At 43.5% G+C, this 13771-nt stretch carries 15 protein-coding genes; 14 read left to right on the top strand and 1 reads right to left on the bottom strand.

The window, feature by feature from the left end:
* Nucleotides 1-77: 77 nt before the first annotated feature.
* From VK097_RS01850 to rsmI, 9 genes are all read left to right on the top strand, one after another.
* Complete coding sequence (locus VK097_RS01850) at nt 78-1511, top strand: aminotransferase class I/II-fold pyridoxal phosphate-dependent enzyme (RefSeq protein ID WP_324210095.1); 1434 nt, start codon at nt 78-80, stop codon at nt 1509-1511.
* 56 nt (nt 1512-1567) lie between these two features.
* The gene (tmk, locus tag VK097_RS01845; protein WP_324210094.1) at nt 1568-2200 is read left to right on the top strand and encodes a dTMP kinase; all 633 of its coding nucleotides are present in this window, start codon (nt 1568-1570) and stop codon (nt 2198-2200) included.
* A 16-nt stretch (nt 2201-2216) separates the two neighbouring features.
* Nucleotides 2217-2546 carry a cyclic di-AMP receptor DarA gene (gene darA / locus VK097_RS01840; protein ID WP_324210093.1) on the top strand — a complete coding sequence of 110 codons (330 nt, stop codon included), beginning with the start codon at nt 2217-2219 and terminating at the stop codon, nt 2544-2546.
* 160 nt (nt 2547-2706) lie between these two features.
* Nucleotides 2707-3696, top strand: a complete 990-nt coding sequence (holB, locus tag VK097_RS01835) for a DNA polymerase III subunit delta' (RefSeq protein WP_324210092.1) — start codon at nt 2707-2709, stop codon at nt 3694-3696.
* A 4-nt stretch (nt 3697-3700) separates the two neighbouring features.
* On the top strand, nt 3701-4528 hold the full coding sequence (locus VK097_RS01830) for a PSP1 domain-containing protein (RefSeq protein ID WP_324210091.1): 828 nt from the start codon (nt 3701-3703) through the stop codon (nt 4526-4528).
* 14 nt (nt 4529-4542) lie between these two features.
* Complete coding sequence (gene yabA / locus VK097_RS01825; protein ID WP_324210090.1) at nt 4543-4887, top strand: DNA replication initiation control protein YabA; 345 nt, start codon at nt 4543-4545, stop codon at nt 4885-4887.
* Between the two features lie 67 nt (nt 4888-4954).
* On the top strand, nt 4955-5701 hold the full coding sequence (locus VK097_RS01820) for a tRNA1(Val) (adenine(37)-N6)-methyltransferase (protein ID WP_324210089.1): 747 nt from the start codon (nt 4955-4957) through the stop codon (nt 5699-5701).
* Complete coding sequence (locus tag VK097_RS01815; RefSeq protein ID WP_324210088.1) at nt 5688-5981, top strand: GIY-YIG nuclease family protein; 294 nt, start codon at nt 5688-5690, stop codon at nt 5979-5981. The genes VK097_RS01820 and VK097_RS01815 overlap by 14 nt, the downstream gene beginning before the upstream one ends.
* Complete coding sequence (rsmI, locus tag VK097_RS01810) at nt 5959-6834, top strand: 16S rRNA (cytidine(1402)-2'-O)-methyltransferase (RefSeq protein WP_324210087.1); 876 nt, start codon at nt 5959-5961, stop codon at nt 6832-6834. Before VK097_RS01815 ends, rsmI begins: the two co-directional genes overlap by 23 nt.
* A gap of 123 nt (nt 6835-6957) precedes the next feature.
* On the opposite strand, the gene abrB is transcribed toward rsmI, so the two are convergent.
* The gene (gene abrB / locus VK097_RS01805) at nt 6958-7236 is read right to left on the bottom strand and encodes a transition state genes transcriptional regulator AbrB (protein ID WP_324210169.1); all 279 of its coding nucleotides are present in this window, start codon (nt 7234-7236) and stop codon (nt 6958-6960) included.
* 328 nt (nt 7237-7564) lie between these two features.
* On the opposite strand from abrB, the gene metG reads away from it, so the two are divergent.
* The 5 genes from metG (at nt 7565) to rsmA (ending at nt 13578) form a co-directional block, all read left to right on the top strand.
* A complete protein-coding gene (gene metG, locus VK097_RS01800) occupies nt 7565-9523 on the top strand; it encodes a methionine--tRNA ligase (protein ID WP_324210086.1) in 1959 nt (652 codons plus the stop codon).
* Nucleotides 9524-9699: 176 nt separating this feature from the next.
* Nucleotides 9700-10470: a TatD family hydrolase gene (locus VK097_RS01795; protein WP_324210085.1), complete on the top strand. Its 771-nt coding sequence runs from the start codon at nt 9700-9702 to the stop codon at nt 10468-10470.
* Between the two features lie 236 nt (nt 10471-10706).
* Nucleotides 10707-11975, top strand: a complete 1269-nt coding sequence (locus VK097_RS01790) for a resuscitation-promoting factor (protein ID WP_324210084.1) — start codon at nt 10707-10709, stop codon at nt 11973-11975.
* A 156-nt stretch (nt 11976-12131) separates the two neighbouring features.
* Nucleotides 12132-12701 carry a ribonuclease M5 gene (gene rnmV, locus VK097_RS01785; RefSeq protein ID WP_324210083.1) on the top strand — a complete coding sequence of 190 codons (570 nt, stop codon included), beginning with the start codon at nt 12132-12134 and terminating at the stop codon, nt 12699-12701.
* Nucleotides 12691-13578, top strand: a complete 888-nt coding sequence (rsmA, locus tag VK097_RS01780) for a 16S rRNA (adenine(1518)-N(6)/adenine(1519)-N(6))-dimethyltransferase RsmA (RefSeq protein WP_324210082.1) — start codon at nt 12691-12693, stop codon at nt 13576-13578. The genes rnmV and rsmA overlap by 11 nt, the downstream gene beginning before the upstream one ends.
* Nucleotides 13579-13771: the final 193 nt, after the last annotated feature.

Here is a 13771-nt window from a genome sequence, read left to right as displayed (position 1 = left end):
ACTGCTGCTAATTGTTGCAGCGGTCTTTTTTGTTGATTATGATAATGAATAGACATATATAAAGAGGACGATTAATCATGAATTTTAATCAGAACAGCACACCATTATTCGATGCACTGAAACAGTTTGCCGACAATCAACCGACCTCATTTCATGTGCCCGGTCATAAGAGTGGCAGGATTTTCCCGGAGCAGGCACGGAAATATTTTGATCCGGTATTGCCGCTAGATTTGACGGAGCTGTCCGGACTTGATGATTTGCATGGACCGGGCGGTGTGATTGATGAAGCGCAGAAATTGGCTGCGTCTTACTTCGGGGCGGAGCATACCCACTTTTTGATTGGCGGCAGTACAGCAGGCAATCTGGCTATGATTTTATCAGTTTGTGCAGTAGGCGATAAAATCATTGTGCAGCGCAACAGCCACAAATCGATTTTTAATGGACTTGAACTGAGCGGTGCCAGACCAATATTTATGGCACCGGAATTTGATGATTCGGTTAATCGTTATACAGCACCGGATATTGAAACAATCAGAATGGCCCTTGAGCAGCACCGGGATGCCAAGGCCGTGATGCTGACCTATCCGGATTACTTTGGCAAGACTTTTGAAATAAAAGAAATCATTGAGCTTATCCATGAATATAATGTACCAGTATTGATTGATGAAGCGCACGGCGTCCACTTTTCATCAGGCAGGATGTTTCCGGACTCTGTCTTGACATTTGGGGCAGATGCAGTCGTTCAGTCAGCGCATAAAATGGCTCCGGCGATGACAATGGGCGCCTTTTTGCATATTCAATCAGGGCGGATTTCCAACAGCCGGATCCATCATTATTTGCAGATGATTCAGTCAAGCAGTCCGTCATACCCTATTATGGCTTCTTTGGACCTGGTGCGTGCGTTTTTGGCAAATTTATCAGCACGCGATTTGGAATTAATCGTGGAAAGTGCCCGTGAGACAAGTGAAATTTTTGATTTCAGTGATTATTGGGATGTCCTGCCGGCAGATGATCCGCTGAAAATAACGCTGCAGGTAAAACCCGGCATTACCGGGGGTGAGATAGCCGGATTATTCGAGCGGAAAGGTATTTATCCGGAGCTTTCCACCAATCACCAGGTTTTGTTTATTCACGGCCTTGTTCCCTTTGCGGCATTTAACCAGCTAAAAAAAGCCATCATAGACATTGGTGCTCAATTAAAAAATAAACGGAATCATGATATAATAAATATAGACAATCTTTTTACAGAACGACTGACGGAACTTGATTTGGATTATTCAGCAATGCACCATCAACAGATCACGCAAGTTCCGCTTCAGCAGTCGGCGGGATTTATCTCAGCTGAGGCAATCACGCCGTATCCTCCCGGTATACCTTTCATCCTGAAGGGGGAACGGATTACATGCAATCATATCCGGGCAATGAAAGAATTAACTCAGCAGGGTGTTCATTTGCAGCATCTGGATATAAACGATGGAATAAAAGTTTTCCCTTCAACCAGCAATCAGTGAGGGAAAAGCGTCCCACTGAATGAAGTTTCACTTTACCAATAAAGGAGCAACGACACGTGAACGGTTACTTTATCACATTTGAGGGTGGCGAGGGATCCGGTAAGTCATCCATTCTTAAATCAGCTGAAAAAAAACTTGCGGATCTAGGGTTTGATGTATTGGCGACACGGGAGCCCGGGGGTATCGAAATAGCCGAAAAAATCCGTGATATCATTCTAAACCCGGCACATACCGCAATGGACGCGCGAACTGAGGCTTTATTGCTGGCAGCTGCCCGCAGACAGCATTTGACTGAAAAGGTTCTGCCAGCCCTTGCAGAAGGAAAAGTTGTGCTGTGTGACCGGTTTGTCGACAGCAGCCTTGCTTATCAAGGGTTTGCCAGAGGACTCGGGATCGAGGAAGTATTTACGGTTAACCGGTTCGCCATTCAGGATCTGATGCCGGACATGACCCTTTTTTTTGATATCGAACCGAAAAAAGGTTTAGCCCGTATCGCGGAAAACAAAGACAGAGAGAGAAATCGTCTTGATCTCGAAAATATCCGGTTCCATGAACAGGTTTATGAAGCATATCAATATCTTATGTCAAAATTTCCGGACCGCATTCAGGTTATTAATGCGGATCAGTCATTTGAACAAGTTGAATCTGACGCAGTAAAATATATCGGTTCTTATTTAAATAATAAGTAAAGGAGGGTGAAGAGCCGTGAAGTTACTCATTGCAGTTGTTCAGGACAAAGACACCAATCGTCTTCTTGATGCGCTGGGTGAAGAGAATTTTAAAATCACAAAGCTGGCAACAACCGGCGGATTTTTAAAAGAGGGGAACACCACACTGATGATTGGCTGTGAGGATCAATATGTCGATCATGCATTGAACGTTATCAGGGATAATTGTTCCAAACGTGAACAGATGGTAGCACCAATCTCCCCAATGGGCGGCAATGCCGACTCGTATATTCCTAAACCGGTCAAAGTCGAAGTCGGTGGTGCAACTGTATTTATCCTTCCGATCGAACAATTCATACAGTTTTAGTCAGGGGCATTGCGGGAGAGCTCCGCAATGCCTGATCAAAAAATTGTAAGCGATGGGCCGGCTAAATTTTTCAGTGGGGAAAAGCGCTCCACTGAATGAGGTTTTATCAGTGAAATGAAGAGCCTATTGGTCATTATATATTAAATAAAGAGGGAAAAAAATGAAAACGTGGTCTGAAATAGCCGAAATCCAGCCGCTGGCAAGCAGAATTATTACCAACAGCATTAATAAAGACCGCATCTCCCATGCCTACTTGCTTCAGGGAGAACGCGGAACGGGTAAAGAGGCTATTGCCACATTACTGGCAAAAACGCTTTTTTGCACAAACCGGTCCGACGCTGAACCTTGCCAGGAGTGCAACGCATGCAAGCGTATTGACTCCGGCAACCATCCCGATATGCATTGGATCGAGCCGGATGAACAGTCCATCAAGAAAGAGCAGATCGAACATCTTCAAAAGGAGTTCATTTATTCAGGCCTCGAAACCGATCAAAAGGTGTATGTCGTCAAAGGTGCTGACACGCTGACAACGAATGCATCCAATCGTATTTTAAAATTTTTGGAGGAACCATCCAAAAAGACGACAGCAATTCTGATGACCGAAAACAGTTCGTCAATCATTCCGACCATTCGGTCCCGCTGCCAGACGATTGATTTGAAGCCTCTCAATCCGCAGGCTTTTCAGCAGCAGTTAATCGATCATGGGATTAACCGGCGGACGGCTGTCTTACTTAGCACGTTAACCAATAACCTGGATGAGGCCATCTCTTGGAGCGAGGATGAGTGGTTTGCGCAGGCACGAAAATTAATGATACAATTGATAGAAATGTTTGCAACACATACAAATGATGCTTTTTTATTTATCCACCAGCAATGGGTGCCGCATTTCAAGGAACGCTCGCAGCAGGAACAGGGATTCGATTTGCTGCTCTTAGCATTTAAAGATATACTATATTACCATATCGGCAAAGAAGATGACATGACCGTTTTTTCCAAGGATGATTCGAAAATCGATAATCTGGTGATGTTCTTCTCACAGGAAAAATTGCTGGAGATATTAAATAATCTGCTTAATGCAAAACGGAAACTCAAGCAAAATGTCCAACCGACACTTGTGATGGAGCAGCTCACCATTCAAATACAGGGGTGATTGAATGATAGAGGTTATAGGTGTCCGTTTTAAGAAGGCGGGTAAAATATATTATTTTGATCCGGGGAACAATGATGTAGAGACTGATCAATATGTTGTTGTTGAAACGGTTCGCGGAATAGAATTTGGAAAAGCAGTCATTACGAGTAAACAAGTTGATGAAGAGGATGTTGTGCTCCCGCTTAAGAAAGTTATTCGTGTGGCAGAGGAAAAAGACAAATTAACCGTCGTTGAAAATCATGAACTTGCTGATCAAGCGCTGGAATCAGGCACTCAAAAAATTAAGGAACACCAGTTGGATATGAATCTGGTGGACGTTGAATATACATTTGACCGCAACAAAATCATTTTTTATTTTACGGCGGATGGCCGGGTCGATTTCCGCAACCTGGTAAAAGATCTGGCGGCAACCTTCAAAACACGGATTGAACTTAGACAGATTGGTGTGCGTGATGAAGCCAAAATGTTAGGCGGAATCGGGCCATGCGGCAGACTGCTTTGCTGCTCAACATTCCTCGGGGATTTTGAACCGGTTTCAATTAAAATGGCCAAGGATCAGAACCTTTCCTTGAACCCTGCAAAAATCTCCGGATTGTGCGGCAGACTGATGTGCTGCCTTAAATATGAAAACGACGACTATGAAACGGCAAAACGCGAAATGCCTGATATCGGCGAGATGGTCAATACGCCATATGGTGAAGGAAAAGTCGTTGGTTTAAATATTTTGGAACGCGTTATTCATGTTGAACTACCTGAAAATGAACGTGTTATCGAATATACTTTAAATGAAATGATTGATGAGGGCATTATTACAGCGCAAGCCACAGAATAGTGGGGTGAATAAGCGTGTCACAGCGGCAAATTTTCGATCAGGTGTCTGATATGGAGACCCAGATCGGAGAATTATATGAACAGCTTGGTGATTTAAAGGGCAAACTAAGCAATCTTTTAGAGGAAAAGCATCGCCTGGAAATGGAAAATCACCATTTGCGCGACCGTTTGGAGCAAACAGATGATGATTTTAAGAAAAATAAAGTTGTGAGTGATTCCAGCAATATACCCGGAGAAGGTTATGATAACCTGGCGCGGCTCTATGAAGAAGGATTTCATATTTGCAATGTCCATTTTGGCACGCCACGGCAAGAGGAAGATTGCTTATTTTGTCTTCAGTTTCTTAGTAAAACAAAATAGCGTATTATAGAACTGTCTCTATCCGGTAGAGGCAGTTTTTATATCGCGGAAAGAACGGAAGGGTGACATGGTACAATTATTTGATGATGAACGGCTTGACTATTTGCTGTCAGAGGACAATATGCATATTATCCAGAGTTCTGAGGTGTTTTCGTTTTCTCTTGATGCTGTATTGCTGGCTCATTTTGCTTATGTGCCGATCAAAAAAGGCCATATTCTTGATTTATGCACCGGTAATGGTGTGGTGCCATTATTGTTATCTCGCCGAACAAATGCATCGATCATAGGGGTAGAAATACAGGAGCGGCTTTTTGACATGGCAAAGCGGAGCGTGGAACTGAATGGGCTGATTGATCGGCTGACGATGATACGCGGTGATTTAAAGCAAATGAAAAATATGCTTGGGCACAGCAGGTTTGATGTGGTTACCTGCAATCCGCCATATTTTCCGACACCCGCCAGAACAGAACATAATCGAAATGATCATTTAACGATTGCACGCCATGAAGTGTACAGCACACTGGAAGACGTCGTCAAAGCAAGCAAACTGCATGTGCGACCGGGCGGAAAAGTTGCCATGGTGCACCGTCCGGGAAGGCTGGTGGATATTATCACGTTATTCCGGCAATATAAAATTGAGCCCAAACGGCTTCAGTTTGTCTACCCCAAACGCGGGCGGGATGCTAATATGATTCTGATTGAAGGCCGCCGGGATGGAAGCGCTGATTTAAAGATTTTGCCGCCTTTATATATTTATAACAATGATAATACTTATACAACGGAAGCAGAGGGAATTATTTATGGAAAACAATGAACATATCGTTTATATTTTAAAATGTGCTGATGACACGCTTTATACCGGGTATACAAATGATCTGGAACATCGTGTTCAAATGCACGAGGAAGGAAAGGGTGCCAAATATACACGCGGCCGCGGGCCATTTCAAGTGGTTTTTGTAGAGAAATTCGAGACAAAAGAGGAAGCCATGCGCAGGGAACATGAGATTAAACAGCTGACACGGAAAGGGAAAGCCCAGTTAATCCGGGATAAGCTGAAAGAAGTGATGAAATATGAAAATTCAAAAGAGCTTTAGTGGACAGGAGCTAAATACGGTTTATGTCGTTCCGACGCCGATTGGGAACCTGGAAGATATTACGTTTCGCGCACTGAAGACACTAATGAAAGTTTCCGTCATTGCTGCCGAGGATACACGGAACACTAAAAAGCTGCTGAATCATTTTGACATCACCACCCAACTTATCAGTTATCATGAACATAATAAGGAAACACGCGGCGAACAGTTGCTGGAGCGACTTGAAAATGGTGAATCAATTGCCATCGTCAGTGATGCGGGCATGCCCGGCATATCAGATCCGGGTTATGAACTGGTGCAGGCAGCGATTGAAGCCGATTACCCGGTTGTTGTTCTGCCCGGCGCAAATGCTGCCTTATGTGCATTGGTCGGGTCAGGCCTGCCTGCGGATGAGTTTTTATTTTATGGGTTCCTGCCGCGCAAAAAAAGGGATAAAGAGGCAGAACTGGAGCGATTAAAACTGGTCAGTGGTACGCTTTTGCTGTATGAATCCCCTTACCGGATAAAAGACACGTTAAAAATGCTGCATTCCCATCTTGGCGACCGGCAGATCTCGGTTGCCAGGGAACTGACGAAGAAATTTGAAGAATATATACGCGGCAACGCTGCAGAGCTGATTGATTGGGCTGAGAAAACGGAATTGAAAGGTGAATTTTGTCTGGTGGTTGAAGGAACGTCCAGTGAATCGGTACAGAAGGATAAACTGTGGTGGAGCAGTCTTTCAGTCGTTGAGCATGTTTCCCATTATATCAACGAAGCGGATCTCTCCAGTAAAGACGCCATCAAACGCACAGCATCTGACCGAAACATGCCAAAGCGTGAAGTCTATCAAACATATCATGTGGATCAGTAGGATATTTCTATTTTACCTGGCTAGCCAGGTAATCCAGACAGCTCTCAAAAAACGGCTGACGTTGGAAAACCAATGCGTCAGCCGTTTTTCTTACATGCAGATGTTTTTATACAGAAATTTAGGTTATTTGTCTAATCGTGATTGAAGTTCTCCAATAAGCTGTTCCGCTCCTTCAGGACTAAGAACGAGCTTACCATTTGCTAATGAGAAATTATCATCAGATGTCTCCCCGGTAATTTGACACGTCATATTCGGTGTGTGTTTTCGCAATATAACTTTATCATCATCAATATAAATCTCCAGGGCATCTTTCTCGTTGATGTCAAGCGTACGGCGCAATTCAATCGGAAGGACTACGCGGCCGAGTTCATCAACTCTCCGAACAATTCCGGTAGATTTCATGTTCTCCATATCTCCCCTCTAATCGCTTTTTTACTGTCGCCATTCTAAAATTTTTCGGCATGTTTCGACAATTACTTATGGAATATAGTACCAGTCATTATAAAAAGTGTCAATAAATATAGAGCTTAAGATAAAAATAAATAAGAAAATTTAATTAACTAAACAACTCGTATGTTTTTTGTTAAAATGACGTTTATCGAGAAAATCACTCTGATATGATTGTAGATAGACCTTTATCCCGCATATAATGGTTGGTTACCCGCCAAACAATATTGGCAAACGGATTAAAAATGGCTACAATAGAAATAACGATGGAGGAGGTAAGCCCATGCCAAACACTAAGAATACATTTTATATAACAACACCAATCTATTATCCGAGCGGCAATTTGCACATAGGACATGCCTATTCCACAGTTGCCGGTGATGCCATGGCACGTTATAAAAGGCTGCGCGGATACGATGTCATGTACCTGACCGGAACGGATGAACATGGTCAGAAAATCCAGCGTAAAGCGCAGGAAAAGGATATGGAGCCACAGGAATATGTCGATGATATTGTCAGTGGTATCCAAAGTCTATGGAAAAAGTTAAAGATTACGAATGATGATTTTATCCGGACAACGGAGGAACGTCATAAAAAAGTGGTGGCCCAAATCTTTGACCAGCTTGTGAAACAGGGTGATATATACCTTGATGAATATGAAGGCTGGTATTGTACATCATGCGAATCGTTTTTCACGGAACGTCAATTGGACGACGGGCACTGTCCGGATTGCGGCAATCCTGTTGAAAAAGTGAAAGAAGAATCGTATTTCTTTAAAATGAGCAAGTATGTCGACCGGCTGCTGAAGTTTTATGAGGACAATCCTGAATTCATTCAGCCGGAAAACCGCAAAAATGAAATGCTGAACAATTTCATTAAACCTGGCCTGGGGGATCTTGCGGTATCACGGACGACATTTGACTGGGGAATTAAAGTTCCGGGAGACCCGAAGCATGTTATTTATGTTTGGATTGATGCCTTGACCAATTATATTACAGCGCTGGGATATGGCACGGATGATGATTCATTGTATCAGAGATTCTGGCCCGCAGACGTGCATCTGATGAGCAAGGAAATCGTCCGTTTCCATACAATTTATTGGCCGATTATGCTGATGGCATTGGGTCTGCCGCTGCCGAAGAAAGTGTTTTCCCACGGCTGGATATTGATGAAAGACGGCAAAATGTCCAAGTCAAAAGGAAATGTCGTCGACCCGATTCAGTTGACTGACCGGTATGGGCTTGATGCACTGCGCTATTATCTGCTGCGTGAAGTGCCATTCGGTTCTGACGGTGTGTTCACGCCTGAAGGTTTTGTTGAACGGACAAATTACGATCTGGCCAATGACCTTGGCAATCTGCTAAACCGTACCATTGCAATGATTAAGAAATACTTTGACGGCCAAATGCCGGCATATATTGCATCTGAAACAGATATTGAACAATCACTGGAAGAACTGCAAACAGAAACAATCGACAAGCTTGAAAACGCGCTGGAAAATATGCAGTTTTCGGTCGCTCTTTCTTCACTGTGGCAGCTGATCAGCCGCACCAATAAATATATTGACGAAACAGAACCATGGATCCTGGCAAAAGATGATACAAACAAAGAGCGTCTCGGCAATGTAATGGCTCATCTTGCTGAATCATTGCGCAAAATTGCGATTATGCTGCAGCCATTTTTGACCGAAGCACCAAAAGAAATTTTTCGTCAGCTCGGGCTGGACACTGATACGCTGAATGATTGGGACAATGTGTATGGAAATGGCCAAATCAAAGCGGGAACATCCGTACAGAAGGGCAATCCTATCTTTCCACGTCTTGACGTGGACAAAGAAGTTGAAACTATTAAGGCGATGATGCAAAAACCGGTACAGGAAGAGAATAAATCAGAAAGTCAAGTTCCGGAACAAAAAGAGGAAATTGCGATTGATGACTTTATGAAACTGGATTTGCGTGTGGCAGAAGTCCTGAAAGCCGAACCGGTGAAAAAGACGAATAAATTACTGAAGCTTCAGCTGGATGCCGGTACAGATAAAAGGCAGGTCGTATCAGGTATAGCCGAGTATTATAATCCGGAAGATCTGATCGGCAAAAAAGTCATCTGCGTGACAAACCTGAAACCTGTCAAACTCCGCGGAGAGAAATCTGAAGGAATGATTCTTTGCGGTGAAGATGATACCGGGCAAGTTATTCTGACCTCTGTTGAACAATCGTTGCCAAATGGTTCAATTGTAAAATAATGATATAAAAATGGGGAAAAGGTCAGCTCAGCCGAGTTTGACCTTTTCCTGTGGTCAAGTGAAACTTCATTCAGTGGAACGGTTTTAAAGTTGAACAAAATCGGATATTTAGGGACAGTTACCTCCGTACTTTGGCGGGTTACTGTCCATTATATGCGGGACGAAGGAGTGGTGCTATGTTATTTGATACGCATGTCCATTTGAATGCGGACCAGTTTTTTGAAGATCAGGAAGAAACAATCCAGCGTGCATTTGATGCTGGGGTAAGGTACATGGTTGTTGTCGGGTTCGATCGTCAGACGATTCCGCTTGCAATTGAAATTGCAGAGCAATATGAAACCATATATGCGGCAGTCGGGTGGCACCCGGTTGATGCGGTAGATATGACCCATGAGGATCTGGCCTGGATTGAGGAGCTTTCAAGTCATCCAAAGGTGGTGGCGATCGGCGAAATGGGCCTGGATTATCATTGGGACAAGTCACCAGAAGATGTGCAGAAAGAGGTTTTCCGTAAGCAGATTGCCCTGGCTAAGAAAGTCAATATGCCGATTATCATCCATAATCGCGAAGCAACTGAAGATATTATGGAGCTGCTTCAGGAAGAAAATGCCGGTGAAGTCGGTGGTATTATGCATTGTTATAATGATTCTGCCGAATACGTGCAGGCGTTTCTTGATATGAATTTTTACATTTCACTCGGGGGGCCGGTGACGTTCAAAAACGCTACCCTGCCTAAAGATGTGGCGGTTGAAGTTCCGCTTGACCGGCTGCTGGTTGAAACGGACGCCCCATTTTTAGCTCCCCATCCATATCGGGGTAAGAGAAACGAGCCATCATACGTTAAATTGGTTGCTGAGAAAATTGCTGAACTTCGGGATATGCCATTCGAGGAGCTCAGTAACATAACGACAAAAAATGCTTTTAATTTCTTCAATATCAACGAATAACCATGAAAACTGTCGTAAACTTCTTGTAATAAAGCGAGATTTCTGATGAGGCCAGGCCAACTTGCCGGTCTCATTTTTTATTATATAAAACCGCTCATACCAATGGTTAAAAGGCCATGTTATACAATGGTTATTTTTTGTAATTCAATTGTAAATGAACCGTAAACGAATTTTCGTTGTAATTACATAGTACTGTCTATATAATCAAAATCGCGATGGAAGGAGGCAGAAATAAGATGAAAATCTTTTCAAATCTTTTGCCGAAAAGAAAATGGCAATGGATTCTTTCTGTGGTTGGAGTGTTAGCCCTAATTGCATTTTCAGCATTTGTCATTGTTGAGACAACCAAAGCAGAAGTAGCCATCGTTGATAATGGGGAAGAACGGACCCTTAAGACACACGCAGATACTGTTAACGAATTACTGGATGAAGCAGGCATCGCTTACGAAGAACATGACGCATTATCACATAATACAGATGCTGAGATTGAAGACGGCATGACGATTACATACGAAACAGCAAATAAGATTACCGTTGCGGCTGATGGGAAAGAAAAGGATTACTATACGGTTGAAGACACGATAAATGAATTTCTCGATGAAACGGAAATCAGCGTCTCAAAGCATGATGAAACATCACATAATAAAACAGCTGCCATCAGGGACGGTATGCTCTATTCGATTGACAGGGCTTTTCAGGTAACCATAAATGACGGCGGTGACAAGCAAAAAGTCTGGACTGCCGGGGGAACAGTCGGAGAGCTTCTGAAGGAAAATAAGATAACCCTTGATGATTCAGACAAATTAAAGCCGGCCAAGGATAAAAAAATCAAAGAAAACAATCCCATCACCATTACACGTGTTAAAAAAGTAACAGATGAAGTAAAAGAAACCATTGACTATAAGGTTGAAGAACGCAAAGATAATAACCTGGAGAAGGGGAAAAAGAAAGTCATTGCTGAAGGGCATGAAGGCACCCTGGTCAAAACATTCGAAATAACTAAAGAGAATGGGAAAAAAGTCAACAAAGAACTGGTTAATAAAGAAGTTAAACAAGAAAGTGAAAAGCGCATTGTAGCACTTGGCACGAAAGAAAAAAAGCCGGAACAGAATTTGACAACACTGTCTTCAGAAAGCAGCAACAGCACTAAAAACAGCTCAGAAAGCGGCAATAATGACAATAACAGCAAATCAAGCAGTAATAATAACAGCAGTAGTAAAGTACTGCAGATGACGGCGACAGCTTATTCAGCAGATTGCTCCGGATGCTCAGGTATTACGACCACCGGGATTGATTTAAATAACAACCCTAAAAAGAAGGTTGTTGCCGTTGATCCAAGTGTCATTCCGCTGGGAAGCAAGGTACATGTAGAAGGATATGGCACTGCAATTGCCGGCGATACCGGCGGAAACATTGGCGGAAAACGCATCGATTTGCATGTGCCAACTCGGGCAGACGCACTTAGTTTTGGGCGGAAATCGGTTACAGTCAAAATTCTTGATTAAGATATGATATAATGCTCCTGTCACAGGATGGTGGCAGGAGCATTATTGTATCCCGCATCAGTTCCTCATCCAAAATGAACGGGTAAACAACGAGGTTCAGTTTCGGGATGAACTGCCAGCAAATGTCTGAATAGTTATATGGGAAGAGGAATATACGTGAAGATAAAGGAAATAATTGTTGTGGAAGGACGCGATGATACGTCTAAAATTCAACAGGCGGTGGAGGCTGATACAATTGAGACAAACGGATCCGCAGTCAATAATAATGTGATAAATCAGATCAGGCACGCACAAGCTAAGCGTGGTGTCATTATATTTACGGATCCGGATTACCCGGGACACCGGATCCGTCATATTGTCGATCAGGCTGTACCGGGTTGCAGGCACGCTTTCCTTCCCCGTGAAGCCGCCCGTGCAAAACATCCGCATAATAAAAGTCTCGGGATTGAACATGCATCGGCTGAAGCAATCCGGGAGGCGCTTCAGGGCGTTTATTCCATATTTGAAAAAGAGGACTCCGGCATTTCGAGGGAAGACCTGATTTCGGCAGGCCTTATCGGCGGTTCGAAGGCAGCTGCAAGACGGGATCGCCTTGGTGAATTGCTTCGGATCGGGCATACCAACGGAAAACAGCTTCTCAAACGGCTCACCATGTTCCAGATAACAAAAGAGCAATTTGATATGGCCATGAATCAGGTAATCCAGGAGGAAAACAATGACGACTAAATGGATTGCAACACCAAAGCGGACGAAGGAGATACTTGACGCACACGGATTTTCCTTTAAAAAAAGTTTAGGACAAAATTTTATTATCGATGCCAATATCCTGAATAACATTATCCAAAAAGCAGGTATTGACAAGCAGACTGGCGCCGTAGAAATTGGACCGGGCATCGGTGCTCTCACAGAACAATTGGCGGTTCACGCTGATAAGGTAACAGCCTATGAAATTGACCAGCGCCTCCTTTCCATTCTGAAAGAGACGCTGACGCCATATGATAATATACAAATCATTCATCAGGATATTTTGGAAGCAGATGTTTCTGATATGGTGAAATCCTGCTTTAAACCTGGTCAGCCAATTCATTTGGTCGCCAACCTTCCGTATTACATAACGACGCCCATTCTGATGAAACTGTTGCATGATGATTTGCCGGTAACGAGTTTTACGGTTATGATTCAAAAAGAAGTGGCGGAACGGATGGCGGCAGGGCCGAATAGCAAAAGATACGGATCATTGTCCATTGCTGTACAGTATTATACCCGGGCAGAAGTCATCATGAACGTGCCCAAACGTGTCTTTATGCCACCGCCAAATGTTGACTCAAGTGTTTTAAAACTGACCAGAAGAGAAAGCCCTCCGGTACAAGTCATCGATGAAGACTTTTTTTTCGATATCGTTCAGGCGTGTTTTGCACAACGGCGGAAAACATTGCGGAATAATCTTATCAGACACTTTAAAGCCTCAGCTGATAACCAGACGATATCAGATGGCCTGAAGCAGGCAAGGATAGATGAGAAAAGGCGCGCCGAATCCCTGACAATGGAAGAGTTTGCGTTCTTAGCCAATACATTTTACAGGATAATCGAAACAGGCACGTAAAGCTGTTGCTCTCATAAGGCAACAGTTTTTTATTGTATAGGAAAGTATAAACTTTTGGCTCTACGAATGCTTTATCAAAAATTGCCACGTCCGGCTCCAGCGCCCAGCGACTAGCGTGACTTCCTTCACCTCCGTCCGATAAGTCAACAGCGGCTCCCTATGGTCGCCGTGTTTCCTTTATCTCCTGCGGTTC

Origin of the sequence: Lentibacillus sp., assembly GCF_035301675.1 — a bacterium.
In the GTDB taxonomy this organism is placed as follows: domain Bacteria; phylum Bacillota; class Bacilli; order Bacillales; family Amphibacillaceae; genus Lentibacillus.
This window is presented reverse-complemented; position numbering and strand designations above follow the sequence as displayed.